Below are 15,514 nucleotides of genomic sequence, written 5' to 3' on the forward strand. Positions count from 1 at the left end.
TAGTGACACATTTGAGATGTATAAAACTCTATTATCATCTCTATCTTTATATAGAGGAATTTTTTCATCTTTTATGCATACATTTTCTGATATATAAGTATCAATGCTTATTGATTTTATTAAATAACTGTATGCTAACTGCTTGATTGACGTATATTTGCTAACTGGTAATTTGTAATGCACGTAATATTATTTAAATAGTCATGTAAGATATATTTGTTACTTTTCTGTCATCTATCTTGCGGTATAAATTTAATTTAGATAAAGAAAAATGAGAAGAGGATAAAATTTGATGAATATTCGATGAATAGTAAGTAAATTTTACTACCATCATTGTACAGTAGGAAGTATAACAAAAGAGTAGAGAGTTAATTTGCTTTCTATTCTTTGGATTGGCTGGCGCTGTTAGGCGTTAAGCCTGCCTCGTCAACACAAAGACACTCCTTGCACCCTTTTATTTACGTCTTTGTCTTCAGCCGAACGCTCTTTGTTACCTATGCAATCTCCATCCTCCTTTTCTGAGGCATCACGGCCTTTTTTAACTTGGCAACGCATTCTTGACTGGGCTCAAGAACACTACCGCTGCCGCACCTTTAGCAAAGATGAGCGCATTCCAGCCCGGCCTGGATTGCTGTATTTGGTGCAAAGGGGTGCGATCCGTATGGTAGGAACCGCCCAAGTTAGTGCGACAGCTAGTCAGCTAACATCTCGACGAATCAACAGAACCCCAGAAGAAGCGTTCTTGGGTTTTGTCGGAGCGGGACAGCCATTTGAAATTGTTGCTCAATCACCATTCACACTCCAGGCTTACGCCCATGTTGACCAAACTGCGGTGTTGTGGATGTACTGGCACGATTTAGACAATTGGCCTCACTTCCGTCGTGAAGTTATGGATGCTTTTAGGTATCAGCACCAGCGTAAGCTGCTGTGGCTGAGTGCCTTGGGGCAACGCCGCACAATTGACCGACTCTTAGGATTTCTCACATTGTTAATTGAGGAATATGGAGAACCAGCAATGAGCGACACTGATCCTGATGTGATTCGCGGCTATGCTCTGCCCTTCCCCCTCACCCATGCCCAAATTGGTAGCGCGATTGGTTCCACTCGTGTTACCGTTACCCGCTTGATGGGTAAGCTGCGTCAACGTGGCTTAATCCTGACTCAAGGCGATAATTTAATATGCTTGCCAGCAGAGTCGATTAATAGAGCTGGTTAAAGTACTGTTCAGAGCGGCGATTTCCGCCACTCTGTCTTAAATGCGATGGGCTATACCCCACCGGAGGCGATCGCAGGTGTCAGCGAATTTTGACAAACCCAGCTTGGCTAATCAGTTCCTGTCCCTGCTCAGTCAGCAGTAAGTCGGCGTAAGCGACACCTGCTTGCTGCTCAGTCTGACCATTCTGTTTGACCACCACAAACAGATTCCGGGTAATCGAGTATTTTCTTGATTGGAAAGCCTCAATGTTCAACTTGTTCCGTTTACCAGGACATTCAGACGGGAGGACAGAAGGTTCTTGGTATGGTGCAATGTATTGTCCTTGCGTCCGCCCCAACGGCAAGGCTTTGATTGAGCATTGAGGAATCACCTCTGGGGCAGAAGCGTAGTAGATGCTACCAGGACTACCAGCCAGTTTTTGCAAGGCTTGGGTGGTTGTGGAGATAAATTCCACATTGGAGCTGAAAGCTTGACCGCCCAAGATGTCTTGGACAAAAAGTTCGACTGTACCGCCATCAGCAATGCGGCGGGAATAGGGCTTAATCGGGATATTGGGGCCACCCACCTGGCTCCAATTATTGATTTTGCCTGTGTAAATTGACTTTAACTGTTCTACTGTTATTCCTGTGATATTCAGGTTGGGATTAACTGCGACTGCCAAACCATCAATTGCCACAGGAATTTGTTTTAAACTGAACCCGCGCTGCTGGGCACGGCTTAATTCTTGATCTAAAACTGGTCGGGAGGACTGGGCAAAGGCTAGTTGACCGTCTATCAATGACTGGATGCCAGTACCAGAGCCAGGAGATCATTGCTGGGCTCTACATAGGGCTTGCTGAAAAAGTCACAAAAAAGCAAGATTAGGATTAGTCAGTTATTCAAGCAAGCCCTAAGTATTGGTTAAGTTTTAATTTTTTATTGCTGACTAACGCACTGGTTCAAAGTCATAACCAGTGCGAGAGCGAGAACCAGGAACAATTTTTACAAGTTGGACTGGCGCATTACGATCGCCTGATGCTAAAAACCGAATTGTACCAGAAGCGCCACTGGCAAAAAACTCAGAGGAAGTTAATGCTTGTTGAACTCCAGACCGTGTGGGATTGCGTTTTAATGCTTCAATCAGAGCTACAGTGGCATCATAGCTGAGAGCGCTTCGCCAACTCACATCACCACCCCATAACTGCCGCGATTTCTGAGGAAAATCTGATTTAGGATCGCCCTCAATATGCCAGGGAACTGCCACTACCATCCCCACAGCTTGCTCTCTGCCAACCTCTAAAGTTTTAGCGGTGTAAACATCATCTCCCGCCAGCAGAGTTAACTTTTTCTGGTTAATCTGAATTACTTGCAGTGCTTTATCGAGAGTTGCAGTGTTAGCAGCTAACATCAACACTTCTGCACCTTGTTTAGTTGCTTGTTCTAAGCTTTTAGCCGCACTAAAATCGGCCTTGGATAAATCAAATTCGCTGGATACTTCCCCACCTTCTAGGGAAACAGATGAAACAAACTCTGACTTTAAAGACTGGCTATAGTTACTCTGAGAATTAAAGAAAACCACTGCATTTTTTTTCTGCAAAGTTTTCACCATGTAATTAGCTAAACTTCTCGCAGCCATAAAATCACTGGGAACGGTGCGAAAAACGTAGCGGCTAAAGTTAGAAATTTTGACAGATGTGCTGGTAGGCGAAATTGCTACAAGTTGTCCTGAAGTATAAATAGTACCTGCGGCTAAGGTGGAATCGCTAGTATTGGGGCCAACTACACCTAATACTTCTGAATTGTTAACTAGGTTAGAAGCGATTTGCTTGGCTATTTCTGGATTGTCGTCGTCATTAGCTATTCCTACCCTTAATGGCACTCCCTTGACTCCTCCAGAGGTATTAATTTCATTTTGGGCTTGGGCGATGCCACGTAAAATTTCTAAAGAAATATTGGGGTCAGTGCCGAACGGTACAGAAGCCACGATAGTGTAGCTCTTGGAAGAACCGATGCGGGTATTGTTAAGAAAAATTAAGGCTTCTGGATCGTTACGGTTGAGTTTTAAGGCAGCTGTCAAATTGGCGATCGCTTTATCATAACTTTTAGCTGCGATCGCCTGTACTCCTTCTTTTTTAACTGGAGAAATGTCACTCGGAGTAAAGGATTTTTCACCAAAACTAATGCGGTCTTGCAACGATGAATTACCGCCTGCTTCCTGATTGGAAATGCTAGTATTACCAAGTTTGACCCCATTCTTAGTAAACCACCAAAAGCCACCGCCAACTATGCCAACTGTCAGCAGTAAGGCTAAGGCTAAAATTGTGGTTTCATTCTTTTGTGACATGAACAAATTTGAAATAAAGAAAAAATGTTTATATATTTGTAGAACTTACGGTTTAAGGTAAAAGCGAACTATTCTCAACGTAGATAACACTGACAAATAAGAGTTTGAGAGTTTTTGCGTAAGTCCTAATTTGATTATTTGGCTAATTTTAACCATTTTGATCATTTAATTTTGACAAATCCAGCTTTTTCGATCAATTCTTGACCTTGAGGTGTGAGCAGCCAATTGGCATAAGCTTCACCAGCTTTTTGGTCTGTTTGACCATTTTGTTTAACAATTACAAATAAATTCCGGGTAATTGCATAGTCTCCACTACGAAATGCTTGACTATTCAATTGATTACGCTTACTGGGACATTCAGATTGAGGTATAAACGGTTCTTGGTACGGAGGCACAAATTGACCGCTTGTGCGACCTAGTGGTAAGGACTTAATCGTACACTGGGGTACAACCTCTGGGGCAGAAGCATAGTAAATTGCGCCAGTATTCATCGCTATCTTTCGTACTGCTTCTGTGGTCGTGCCAATGTAATTAACATTGCTACCAAAATTGGCTTTATTTAAAACATTTTCTACAAAAAACTCCACTGTTCCCCCAGCTTCTTGGCTACGAGAGTAGACTGTAATTGGTAAATTTGGCCCACCAACCTGTTGCCAATTAGTAATCTTACCAGTGTAGATTTCTTTGAGTTGAGCGACAGTTAAACCAGGAATATTCAAATTGTGGTTAACTGCGATCGCAATACCATCAATAGCCACCGAAATTTCTTTCAAACTAAATTCTTTTTGTTTAGCTTCTGTATTTTCTTCAGCTTTAACTGAGCGAGAAGATTGAGAAAAAGCTAGTTGATTATCTATCAACATTCGAATGCCAGTTCCAGATCCTGCTTGACCGGAAGGAGATTGAGTATAGCGTAAAGTAAATTGAGGGCACAGGCTTTCTAGTACGGAGTCTACGTCTTTACGGATGGGTGCCCAGGTTGTACTACCACCATAGTTGAATGTCCCATCGGGGAGATTCGGCACGTTACATCTGTTGTTGACAAACTGGTTTATGGGATTACCTGTGTTGCTATTTCCCGAAGTTTTAGCAACAGTTCCATTTAGTTGCGCCCACCGTTCCATAAGAAACCATAGACCACCAAAGATTAAACCAATAGTGATGACAACGGCTAAGAAAAGACTAAGAGTTTCGTTTTTCTGAGACATAGGTGGCTCTTAACAGCAGGAGTTTTAAAGTATTAGAGATAATAATTTATAAATAAGTCGAAAGATGGCTGTGAGGGAAATCGCTACTAAGCCTGCTCCAACTGCTAAAAAAACTATTTCTTGAATGGTAAGCTCCCCTTGTAAAAAGGGGACAAAAAAAATAATCGCAAAAGTAATTGTGGGAATAATTAATAAATCGAACTTTTCAATCCACCGTCTAGTTTGGGCAAATATCAGTATCCCCAAAATTACAAATGCAATACTCAAAGTAATTGGTGGTGATTGTACTAGACTGAGGAGGGCGATCGCAATTAATGCACCTTCAAATCCACTAAATGCCGCTCCACCCAACAATTCTACTGTCGAAAACGCTGGTTTAGTTGGTGAATGGTGGGGGACGACAGGATTAGAACCTGTGGGTGGTTGTGGCGGGAGGGTTACAGAGGGCGAATTCAGTTGTGTAGGGGCTTGAGCCGCCTGTGGGTTAAGTGCATCTAAAACCTCCTGGGCTGACTGGAAGCGTTGATTAGCAGCAGGTAGCAGCATTTTATCTAATATGTCAGCAAGGCGAGGATTGACACTTACTTGCGTTCGCCATTTCCACTGGTTGCTATAGGCATCAAATAGTTGAATTGCTTCCTGATTTGTTAACAAGGTAATAAGAGTTACCGCCAACGCGTATAAGTCTGTAGATGGAAATACTTGACCCCCAGCCATCTGCTCAGGCGGTGCAAATCCCATAGAATAAATTCCTGTGGAAGAACCCACAGAACCAGGTACAGCGTTTGTTACTTGCTTGACTGCGCCAAAATCTAGTAAAAAAAGTTTACCATCACGACGACGCATAATGTTTGAAGGTTTGATGTCTCTGTGGATAATGCCTCTATCATGAACAAACTTTAGTACCTTCAATATTTCTTGCAGCACTTCCAACACTTGCTGTTGAGAAAACTTGCCATTTTGAACTAATTCTTGCTCTAAGTTTTGCCCATCAATATATTCTTGCACCAAGTAAAAAAATTGGTCTTCTTGTACTGATTGCAAGCTATTAACAATCACTGGAAAGAAAGCAAACAAGTCAGGAATTTGCTCGTGGTCATTACCAAGCTGTGCTAAAACTTCTGCCTCTCTCTCAAACATTAACTGCGCTTGTTGCAGTTGATCTGAGGTTAAATTTCCCGATGGTTGAAACTGCTTAACGACGCATTGACGCATTCCTGGTATTCGGCGATCGCGTGCCAAAAATGCTGCTCCAAATCCGCCTCTTCCCAGCAGCTTCGTTGGCACGTATCTACCATCTAATAGCAGTGGCATACCACAGGTAGTGCAATACTTTTGCTGGGTTGTTTTTAGGGTTGTAATATTATCTAAATCGGCAAAATAGTTTTGTGGGCGTGGACAACGTGGACGAGTGCAGTAAACTTCCATTTTCGTAATTAGTCAAAATAATTCGTAATTGATAATGAAGCTCTCTACCAGACACTACGCGTAGCTTGCTTCCCCATAGGGATACGCGGACTGGCTAACGCTACGCTAACGTACTTCGTAAATACTTCAGGTTACAGAAAAACTAAATTTATTAATCAAGAACCAAAAACTTTTTTCCTGATGTTAAACCCCTGGTTTGCTTACAGCATCCTGCACAAACAGCGATGGGTTAATAATTACGAATTACGTTAGCGACAGAGGAGCGTCATTACGAATTATTTGGTCATTGGTAATGTACAAAAAACATTGGACAAATGACAAACGACTAAATAACGTGATTTTAGCCTTCGTCTGATAAGTTGGGTGTTAGTACCTCCAGTGTAGTTAATACTATGTTTTTTTGTGCCAATTTTAACACATCTTGATTCCATTCTGGGTTAGCGAACTGGGGCAAAATTTCTTGACTAAAGGCTTCTGCGGCTTTGGATCTATAGCGATTGGGATTAAAAATCAGCCACAATGTCCGTTTGACAACGACACCTTCAATGGCGGGTACGGTGTAGAACACCCATTTGTAACTCTTTAGCGATCGCACTAGTTGAAACAAAGGCAGCCCCCAAACCAGATTGCACAGCATTTTTAATCGCTTCAATGGAATTTAATTCCATTTCCACCTTCAAACGTCTGGGATCAATTTCACAACGTGACAACACTTGGTCAATAACTTTGCGGATAGTCGATTGGGAATCTAGGGCAATGAATTGTAATTTATATAGGTCTTCTTTTTGGATTGTTTCAAGTTTGGCAAAGGGATGAAAAACAGGTAGAATCAGCGCGAGTTCGTCTTCAGCGTAAGGAATAACTTCTAACGATTCTGACAGCTCACCAGGAATTTCACCGCCGATAATTGCTAGATCAACTTGTCCATTAGCGACACTCCAAGCAGTTCGCCTAGTTGAGTGAACGTGTAATTGCACTGCCACATCAGCATATTTTTGTCGGAACATCCCGATCATTCTGGGCAAAAGATAAGTGCCGGTGGTTTGAGAAGCACCGACAATTAAAAGTACCACCTTGGAGATTTTGTAAATCCTCGATCGCCCGGCAGGTTTCCTGACAGAGACTAAGAATTTTTTCGCCGTAGCTTAAGAGTAGATGCCCTGCTTCGGTTAATTGGGCGCGTCGTCCTCCACGATCGAATAAAGGAACATCGAGCTGCCGTTCGAGATTTTGCACTTGCAAACTCACGGCAGGCTGTGAGACGTAAAGACTATCAGCGGCACGCTTGAAGCTTCCTTCTACAGCGATCGCTTTCAGGATACGTAACTGATCTAAAGTGAAAGGAAGGTCAGACATAAGGCTCAACCCACAAACTTTTAAAGGAGCGGATGCACACAACAAATCAGGTTTAGCAGTAATTAGCTGGGCATGATTTGTTGGATATTAAACTTGAAGGCTTAACTCGAAAAAGACAGTAGCACAACATCTAGACTAAAGTCTCCTTTTGAATACTTTGTGGTATTGGTTGTACTGAATTCAGTTTTCTTTAAATTACTTCACCTGTGTATATGCTGCTGATTTCTTGGTTGACACCCAGTCATTTTGTCATACTGGGGTTACAAATAGTTTTTGCGATCGCTCACAGTGGAGGCGCTGCTTTACGCCCTTGGGCAGAAAAACACATTGGCCCAAGGCTTTATCGCATTCTCTTTGCATTAATCAGCCTACCGTTGGCTGTGATATTGATTATTTACTTTTTTGGGCACCGCTATGATGGTTTGCAACTTTGGCAGGTACAAGGGGTGCTAGGAGTGCGAGAATTTGTTTGGCTGCTGTCAGCAATCTCGTTTTTGTTTTTATATCCTGCTACCTTCAATCTACTAGAAATTGCTGCCATTCAAAAGCCCCAAGTTCATCTCTACGAAACAGGAATCATTCGGATTACCCGTCATCCCCAGATGGTGGGACAAATAATTTGGTGTGTTGCCCATACTCTCTGGCTGGGAACTACCTTTACCCTTGTGACTTCCATTGGATTGGTCTTGCATCACTTGTTTGGAGTTTGGCACGGCGATCGCCGCCTGAGCGATCGTTATGGAGAAGCTTTCGAAATTGCCAAACAGCGGACTTCAATTATTCCCTTTAAAGCAATTATTGACGGACGTCAATCTCTCAAATGGGAGGAATTTTTGCGCCCTGCCTATTTAGGAGTTGCCATTTTCATCGCTTTGCTTTGGTGGTCGCATCCACTGTTGATGGAAGCAACTAGTAGGATAGTATGGTAAATTTAAATGATCCCCAGTGTCAGCATAAAATGCCAAAAAACGGAAAATCTCAGCTTATCAATTGCTCCAAATCAATGTAGGATAAATTCAAACATCTATCATTAGTAAGAGCGTTCAGTCAGCTTGAGATTTTATATTGGTGGTCATTGGTCAATTGCCTTTCCTTGGAAAACGTGGCAGATTTAGTTAAATCTCCAGGCGGCCTCGGCAACCAGGAGTTTAACATCCAAAAAAAGCCAGCGCGATTTCACGGTGGCTTTTTTGTCACAGACACATTAACGCACTCAATTTTTCTCTGTCCTGAAATTTTTGTCCTAAAAGCATCTATCGATAGTTACTGACTTGCCAATCTTTTACTTCAGTGCTGATAGCTAGTTTGATATAAAAACCTTATAAACCAAGAGGCGTCATGGTGTTGTCGGTTAGTGAGCGGACATTTACTCAAGAAGTTTTAGAATCTCCTATTCCTGTTTTAGTTAATTTTGAAGCACCTTGGTGTGGCTTGTGCCGGATTATCCACCCCCTGTTGTTGCAATTTCAAGCCCAATGTGGGGAAGAAATTAAATTAGTTGGGGTTAATGCTGATCAAAATTTTAAATTGTCTACTACTTATAGGCTTAAATCACTACCCACTTTACTATTGATTGAAAATGGTACTGTTCGCCATCGCTTGGAATGCTTTCGCGGCAGAGAAGATTTACGTCTGGCTTTAGAAGAGATTAAAGCCAGCTACAGCCAGCGCCCCAAAATCTACAAAAGTTCAAAGACAGTGGAGTTGGAGTGTCGGTCAGCTTAATGGTCATTGGTATCAGACATAGGTAATTGGGCATGGGGCATAGTTACAAATGACAAATAACCAATGACAAATGACCAATGACCAGTAATGAAATCTAAAACCATGCTTAACACCCCACCCAACTCAGTCTTGGGTGGGTTATTTTATCCTAAAGGGTGTGTGTCACAATTATTAACAGTTTAGACACGCTAAATCAAGAATTTTAAAAGTAGGCGTCAGTGATGGAAGTAATCTATCAGTATGCCTGGCTGATTCCGGTGTTCCCTCTTCTTGGGGCAATGCTGGTCGGTCTAGGGTTAATCTCGTTTAATCAGGTGACAAACCGCCTACGGCAGCTTAACGCTGTGGTGATTATCTCCATGATGGCAGCTGCTATGGCACTGTCCTTTGCCTTGTTATGGAGTCAAATTCAAGGACACGCGTCTTATATTCGCACCTTTGAGTGGGCGGCAGCAGGTAATTTTCACCTGAGCATGGGCTACACTATTGACCACCTGACAGCCTTAATGCTGGTGATTGTCACAACGGTAGCCTGTTTAGTCATGGTTTACACCGATGGCTACATGGCTCACGATCCCGGTTACGTGAGGTTTTACGCCTATCTGAGTTTGTTTGGCTCCTCAATGTTAGGTCTGGTGGTCAGCCCCAACCTAGTACAGATTTATATATTCTGGGAACTGGTCGGGATGTGTTCCTACTTGCTGGTCGGTTTTTGGTACGATCGCAAGTCAGCAGCAGATGCCGCTCAAAAAGCGTTTGTAACCAACCGCGTCGGCGACTTTGGTCTATTACTCGGCATTTTGGGGCTGTACTGGGCAACAGGAAGCTTTGATTTTAATATCATGGGCGATCGCCTCGCCCAACTTGTCGAATCAGGTTCTATCAGCAATTTTCTCGCTGTCCTATTGGCGATTTTAGTTTTCTTAGGCCCAGTTGCAAAATCAGCCCAATTCCCCCTCCATGTCTGGCTACCAGATGCGATGGAAGGCCCCACCCCCATTTCTGCCTTGATTCACGCGGCAACAATGGTGGCGGCGGGTGTTTTCCTAATTGCCCGGATGTACCCAGTATTTGAAGGCGTTCCAGTTGCAATGAATGTCATTGCCTTTACTGGGGCGTTTACGGCGTTTTTGGGGGCTAGCATTGCCATTACCCAAAACGACATCAAAAAGGGCTTGGCTTATTCCACCATTTCCCAACTGGGTTACATGGTGATGGCAATGGGCATAGGTTCCTACAGTGCTGGACTATTCCACCTAATGACCCACGCCTATTTCAAGGCGATGCTGTTCTTGGGTTCAGGTTCAGTAATTCATGGCATGGAAGGTGTTGTCGGTCACGACCCCGCATTAGCGCAAGATATGCGTTTGATGGGTGGACTGCGAAAGTATATGCCCGTCACAGCAACTACCTTTTTGATTGGTTGCTTGGCAATTTCTGGTATTCCACCCTTTGCTGGTTTCTGGTCAAAAGATGAAATTTTAGGAAAGGCTTTTGAGGCTAATCCATTCCTCTGGTTTATCGGCTGGCTAACTGCCGGGATTACAGCTTTCTATATGTTTAGAATGTATTTCATGACATTTGAAGGCAAATTCCGGGGTACTGACGAGAAAATCAAGGAAAAACTCAAGAAAGCTGCGGCGACAATTGTTCTGGAATTAGAGTCAGAAGAACCAGTCCCGAATTTTGGGCCTGGGGCAATGAAGAAAGGAGAATTGGCGGCAACTAGTCAGCAGCATGATTCCCATGACTCTCACGAGCATCACAGCGACTTCCCCCACGAATCGCCGTGGACAATGACGCTGCCGTTGGCACTGTTGGCTGTGCCTTCTATTTTGATTGGTTTGGTGGGAACTCCCTACGCCAATTATTTTGAAGAGTTTATCTTTCCTCCTAGTGAAACCCTCTCCGAAGTTATAGAAAAGGCTTCCGAGTTCAATCCGACGGAATTCTACATCATGGCGGGTGCTTCAGTCGGAATTTCTTTAATTGCGATTACCCTGGCTTCGCTGATGTATTTGCGCCGTAAAATTGACCCGGCTGCGATCGCTGCTCAAATCAAACCACTTTACGAGTTATCCCTCAACAAGTGGTACTTTGATGACATTTACCATCGGGTTTTTGTCCTCGGCTTGCGTCGCCTAGCTAGACAAGTTATGGAAGTTGACTTCCGCGTTGTAGATGGTGCTGTTAACACTCACAGGCTTTCTTTACCCTTGTTAGCGGTGAAGGTCTGAAGTACCTAGAAAACGGTCGCGCTCAATTCTATGCCTTGATTGTGTTTGGGGCGGTTTTGGGCTTAGTGATTGTCTTTGGTGTTACCTGATTTTAATCGGGGTGGGCGATCGTCCACCCCTACATTATTTTTTGTCTCACGCAGAGGCGCAAAGTGGAATTGAGAGTTAGGTCTGAAAAGACGACAAGATATGTAAGACAAGCTACATAAGTTTATTTGCTCTAAAATTGCTATATACAGCTATAAAAATATTTATTATATCTACCATGTAGACACCCAATCTATCAGTGATGGTAAATATATTATTCAAAAAGTATAACGTGCCTGAAAAGTCGGTATTAAAATTATTTACGATAAAGCCCAATTTATAAACTTGTCCATTTTATTGTCTTTTACCGCCTCTAAAGCAATATTTGCATCAATTACCATTTCTCTAAAATAAGACTCCAAAGGCATAATTTCATCATCGTTATAAGTCTGATATATTTTATATGCAATGGCATCTAACAAAGAGTGACAATACTCTCGGCTACGTTTTGCATAATAATCGAATAATCTACTAGTGGTACTACTAGAATGAACTAGCATATTACGAATACGATAGATGTTATAAACATCATCTTTGAGGTCAATAATTTTCTCAATCAAGTATTTTTCACAATAATTATTATTATAAAAAATTTCATTTACTTGATTTAAATCTGGCAACACTATGTTTTTAGAATTTAATTGTTTCTTTATTTCAGGAACTTTTTGTATAAATTTTTCTAAAAAATCTATTTTATCTTTATTAGCAGATAAGTAGTCTTGTAAATTCTGATCTATAGACTTAGATATATCCATCTCAGAAAATGTTAGAGGTATAGTAAAAACACGTCCAACTTGTCTTACTTCATGATATAGATTAAATTTTAATTTACTCAAAGTAAGAAGTAACTGTACTGTTCTAATACCTTCACTATCAAGCCATAAATCTATATTTTCTTTAAGAATCTTCTTTTTATTCTTAAGACCATCTGATAGTTCAGGAAGCTTTTTAGAAATTGTTTTAGAATCATCAGAAAACTTTTCTACAGCAAACCATGAATTTAATACTTCTTCAGAACTTTGTGAAGCTTCAGTTGCTCGTCTATACCAGTCGATAGAAGCAAGCCATTTCACTACAGTTGGATGACATATATCTTCAGAAGATATCCACTGACCAAGCCTTTGTTGATTATTTTGTGAGTCAATAGAGTTATATCTGATAGTTTGCGGCTTATCCCTACCTTTAAAGTTAAAAGATTATTCTGTATCTCTTCACGCAAATCGTGTAAAATTAATAATAAATGGCGACTAGTAAGATCCTTTTTGGTTGTTTTCAATAGCATCGCATCTTCGCAACCATACTTCTTGTAAATTATCAATATTTTTTATTACATGTTCAGGCGCATTTGATAAAGTAAAATCCATTTTTTTGAGTTACTTATAAAAAAATTAATAATATATAATCTTAATCCCAAAAGAAAGGAAGAGTTGCAGACTTCATAAATTTTCATAGTTCATTGGTTTTGCAAGTCCTTCCGCAATCTCTCTTTTAGCAGATTGGGCAGATGCAATCAGTTGTTGTTGAGTTTTGTTAAATGATTTATTCCATTTCAATTCATCTTGCAAATCTTCCAGGTACTCTCGGAGATGTTCTGCAACTTTATCTTGCACATCTTCAGATAAAGATTCCATCATCTTAATTACAGTAGCGATCGCTGGAGATGACATAATCGAATTTCCCTTATCAACTTTCCCTGTCTATTTTACTAAAAAAACTCAATCAACTCGCCTACTGTAGTCCCAAAGCTCTGAAACTGGGAAAGTTTGTCCTACTGCTGCTTGTCGCACTGACTCTTGCAAATCGGCTAATATTTGTGCTTTTGGCTCTTGTTCATCAATCCAAGCTAAACCACTGACGTTATCAGAATTTATGGAACTTATAAGCTGTTGCCAAAGTTCTACAGGGACGAGTACATCTGTTGTTTCTCCATTTACGTTGGTCACATAACGAATGTGATTTTCAATTTGTGCGATTATCATTATGGTTATTTCTCCTATTATGCTTTTTTGCACCAAATTGCTTTTTTCAACAACCACTAAACAGCATTGTGTATTTTTAGTGATAGGTTAGGCTATGCGTAGACCCAAAGCGGCTTGTCGTAGATATCGCACCCCTAAACTATAATTTTACCAACTTTTTTAGGGTAAATTTTTGACTTGACTGGGAGTATCACAACGCACATTCCACACCCCCAACTGTCAAAAAAGACTCCCAACAGAAGAAACGAGGGATTGCCAATTTAATTAAATCAACCTAACGAGGAAGACGAAATCCCTAAAAAGCTGTTACTTAATAACTAGTGACTTTTTGCCAAACATGATTTTGATAGCAGACTAATTGTGATGAATATAGCTAATTTTCCGTGGCTGACGACGATTATTCTGTTTCCGATAGCCGCATCGCTACTTCTTCCCATCATCCCTGACAAAGAAGGCAAAACAGTGCGCTGGTACTCCCTTATCGTGGGGCTGATAGATTTTGCACTAATTGTTTACGCTTTTTATACTGGGTATGATTTCTCCAATCCAGATTTGCAGTTGGTGGAAAGTTACCCCTGGGTACCACAAATGGGTTTGAATTGGTCAGTAGGGGCAGATGGCTTATCCATGCCCCTAATTATTTTGACTGGATTCATTACCACGCTGGCGATTTTAGCAGCTTGGCCTGTCACCTTCAAGCCCAAGCTATTTTACTTCTTGATTTTGGCGATGTATGGCGGTCAGATTGCCGTGTTCGCCGTCCAGGATATGCTGTTATTTTTCCTGGTGTGGGAACTGGAACTAGTACCGATATACTTCCTGCTGTCGATTTGGGGAGGCAAAAGGCGGCAATATGCAGCGACTAAATTTATTTTATACACCGCCGGCGGTTCGCTGTTTATTTTGCTGTCTGCCCTGACAATGGGATTTTACGGCGATACGGTGACATTCGACATGAGAGCGATCGCTTTAAAAGACTTTGCCCTCAATTTCCAACTTGCCGCCTATGCTGGCTTCCTGATTGCCTACGCTGTCAAGTTGCCGATTATTCCCTTGCACACCTGGCTACCTGATGCCCACGGTGAAGCTACAGCACCCGTACACATGTTATTGGCAGGTATTCTTCTGAAAATGGGCGGTTACGCCTTAATTCGGATGAATGCCCAAATGCTCCCCGATGCCCACGCTCTTTTTGCACCAGTGTTGGTGGTTTTGGGGGTAGTTAATATCATCTACGCTGCCTTAACATCCTTTGCCCAGCGCAACCTGAAGCGAAAAATTGCCTACTCCTCAATTTCCCACATGGGCTTTGTGATGATTGGTATTGCCTCCTTCACCGATTTGGGATTGAGTGGGGCAGTATTGCAAATGGTTTCCCACGGATTAATTGGGGCGAGTTTGTTCTTCCTAGTTGGCGCAACTTACGATCGCACCCACACCCTGATGTTGGATGAAATGGGCGGTGTTGCGAAAAGAATGCCGAAGATTTTCGCCATGTTTACCACCTGTTCGATGGCTTCTTTGGCATTGCCAGGGATGAGCGGTTTCGTGGCAGAATTAATGGTGTTTGTCGGCTTTGCTACTAGCGATGCTTATAGCTCTACCTTTAAAGTCATTGTGGTGTTCTTGATGGCAGTGGGAGTAATTTTAACTCCGATTTATCTGCTATCTATGTTACGAGAAATTTTCTACGGAGAAGAGAACAAGGAATTAGTTTCTCACCAAGCTTTGATAGATGCTGAACCCCGTGAAGTATTTATCATTGCCTGTTTGTTAATTCCAATTATTGGTATTGGTTTCTATCCAAAATTGCTGACTCAGATGTATGACGCTACAACTGTACAATTGACGGCAAGATTGCGTGATTCAGTGCCGACATTAGCACAACAAAAAGACGATGCACTAAAAGTTTCTTTGAGTGCGCCGGAAATTGGTAATTAAGTTGCGAACGCTAG

10 protein-coding genes and 3 pseudogenes are annotated in these 15,514 nt (G+C 41.9%); 5 read left to right on the plus strand and 8 right to left on the minus strand.

Going from position 1 to position 15,514, the window contains the following annotated elements; all coding sequences use genetic code 11:
- Nucleotides 1-496: 496 nt before the first annotated feature.
- Nucleotides 497-1,216, plus strand: a complete 720-nt coding sequence (locus tag ANSO36C_RS24255) for a Crp/Fnr family transcriptional regulator (protein WP_069068606.1) — start codon at nucleotides 497-499, stop codon at nucleotides 1,214-1,216.
- Nucleotides 1,217-1,295: 79 nt separating this feature from the next.
- On the opposite strand, the pseudogene ANSO36C_RS24260 reads toward ANSO36C_RS24255, so the two are convergent.
- The 5 genes and pseudogenes from ANSO36C_RS24260 to ANSO36C_RS24280 form a co-directional block, all read right to left on the minus strand.
- Nucleotides 1,296-2,056 (minus strand): annotated as a pseudogene (locus tag ANSO36C_RS24260) (PstS family phosphate ABC transporter substrate-binding protein); the annotation flags it as partial.
- 85 nt (nucleotides 2,057-2,141) lie between these two features.
- The gene (locus ANSO36C_RS24265; protein WP_251956594.1) at nucleotides 2,142-3,539 is read right to left on the minus strand and encodes an ABC transporter substrate-binding protein; all 1,398 of its coding nucleotides are present in this window, start codon (nucleotides 3,537-3,539) and stop codon (nucleotides 2,142-2,144) included.
- A gap of 161 nt (nucleotides 3,540-3,700) precedes the next feature.
- Complete coding sequence (locus tag ANSO36C_RS24270) at nucleotides 3,701-4,747, minus strand: PstS family phosphate ABC transporter substrate-binding protein (RefSeq protein WP_251956595.1); 1,047 nt, start codon at nucleotides 4,745-4,747, stop codon at nucleotides 3,701-3,703.
- Between the two features lie 24 nt (nucleotides 4,748-4,771).
- Nucleotides 4,772-6,175 carry a serine/threonine-protein kinase gene (locus ANSO36C_RS24275; protein WP_251956596.1) on the minus strand — a complete coding sequence of 468 codons (1,404 nt, stop codon included), beginning with the start codon at nucleotides 6,173-6,175 and terminating at the stop codon, nucleotides 4,772-4,774.
- 340 nt (nucleotides 6,176-6,515) lie between these two features.
- Nucleotides 6,516-7,531, minus strand: a pseudogene (locus tag ANSO36C_RS24280) (LysR substrate-binding domain-containing protein).
- A 212-nt stretch (nucleotides 7,532-7,743) separates the two neighbouring features.
- Between ANSO36C_RS24280 and ANSO36C_RS24285 the strand changes: the two are divergent.
- The 3 genes and pseudogenes from ANSO36C_RS24285 to ANSO36C_RS24295 all read left to right on the plus strand — a co-directional run bounded on the left by ANSO36C_RS24285 (nucleotide 7,744) and on the right by ANSO36C_RS24295 (nucleotide 11,582).
- Nucleotides 7,744-8,460 carry an NnrU family protein gene (locus ANSO36C_RS24285; protein ID WP_251956597.1) on the plus strand — a complete coding sequence of 239 codons (717 nt, stop codon included), beginning with the start codon at nucleotides 7,744-7,746 and terminating at the stop codon, nucleotides 8,458-8,460.
- Between the two features lie 409 nt (nucleotides 8,461-8,869).
- On the plus strand, nucleotides 8,870-9,256 hold the full coding sequence (locus ANSO36C_RS24290) for a thioredoxin family protein (protein ID WP_251956598.1): 387 nt from the start codon (nucleotides 8,870-8,872) through the stop codon (nucleotides 9,254-9,256).
- A gap of 221 nt (nucleotides 9,257-9,477) precedes the next feature.
- Nucleotides 9,478-11,582 (plus strand): annotated as a pseudogene (locus ANSO36C_RS24295) (NAD(P)H-quinone oxidoreductase subunit 5).
- Nucleotides 11,583-11,840: 258 nt separating this feature from the next.
- Here ANSO36C_RS24295 and ANSO36C_RS24300 read toward each other — a convergent pair.
- The 3 genes from ANSO36C_RS24300 to ANSO36C_RS24310 form a co-directional block, all read right to left on the minus strand.
- Complete coding sequence (locus ANSO36C_RS24300; protein WP_251956599.1) at nucleotides 11,841-12,653, minus strand: hypothetical protein; 813 nt, start codon at nucleotides 12,651-12,653, stop codon at nucleotides 11,841-11,843.
- A gap of 363 nt (nucleotides 12,654-13,016) precedes the next feature.
- On the minus strand, nucleotides 13,017-13,247 hold the full coding sequence (locus ANSO36C_RS24305) for a hypothetical protein (protein WP_251956600.1): 231 nt from the start codon (nucleotides 13,245-13,247) through the stop codon (nucleotides 13,017-13,019).
- 48 nt (nucleotides 13,248-13,295) lie between these two features.
- The gene (locus ANSO36C_RS24310) at nucleotides 13,296-13,559 is read right to left on the minus strand and encodes a hypothetical protein (RefSeq protein ID WP_251956601.1); all 264 of its coding nucleotides are present in this window, start codon (nucleotides 13,557-13,559) and stop codon (nucleotides 13,296-13,298) included.
- 363 nt (nucleotides 13,560-13,922) lie between these two features.
- On the opposite strand from ANSO36C_RS24310, the gene ANSO36C_RS24315 reads away from it, so the two are divergent.
- A complete protein-coding gene (locus ANSO36C_RS24315; RefSeq protein WP_251956602.1) occupies nucleotides 13,923-15,500 on the plus strand; it encodes an NAD(P)H-quinone oxidoreductase subunit 4 in 1,578 nt (525 codons plus the stop codon).
- Nucleotides 15,501-15,514: the final 14 nt, after the last annotated feature.

This window comes from Nostoc cf. commune SO-36 (genome assembly GCF_023734775.1).
Taxonomy (GTDB): Bacteria; Cyanobacteriota; Cyanobacteriia; order Cyanobacteriales; family Nostocaceae; genus Nostoc; species Nostoc commune_A.

Excerpts from the sequence above, each read along its gene's own strand:
- ANSO36C_RS24255 (WP_069068606.1), top strand. The coding sequence starts at position 497 with ATGCAATCTCCATCCTCCTTTTCTGAGGCATCACGGCCTTTTTTAACT.
- ANSO36C_RS24265 (WP_251956594.1), bottom strand. The coding sequence starts at position 3,539 with ATGTCACAAAAGAATGAAACCACAATTTTAGCCTTAGCCTTACTGCTG.
- ANSO36C_RS24270 (WP_251956595.1), bottom strand. The coding sequence starts at position 4,747 with ATGTCTCAGAAAAACGAAACTCTTAGTCTTTTCTTAGCCGTTGTCATC.
- ANSO36C_RS24275 (WP_251956596.1), bottom strand. The coding sequence starts at position 6,175 with ATGGAAGTTTACTGCACTCGTCCACGTTGTCCACGCCCACAAAACTAT.
- ANSO36C_RS24285 (WP_251956597.1), top strand. The coding sequence starts at position 7,744 with ATGCTGCTGATTTCTTGGTTGACACCCAGTCATTTTGTCATACTGGGG.
- ANSO36C_RS24290 (WP_251956598.1), top strand. The coding sequence starts at position 8,870 with ATGGTGTTGTCGGTTAGTGAGCGGACATTTACTCAAGAAGTTTTAGAA.
- ANSO36C_RS24305 (WP_251956600.1), bottom strand. The coding sequence starts at position 13,247 with ATGTCATCTCCAGCGATCGCTACTGTAATTAAGATGATGGAATCTTTA.
- ANSO36C_RS24310 (WP_251956601.1), bottom strand. The coding sequence starts at position 13,559 with ATGATAATCGCACAAATTGAAAATCACATTCGTTATGTGACCAACGTA.
- ANSO36C_RS24315 (WP_251956602.1), top strand. The coding sequence starts at position 13,923 with ATGAATATAGCTAATTTTCCGTGGCTGACGACGATTATTCTGTTTCCG.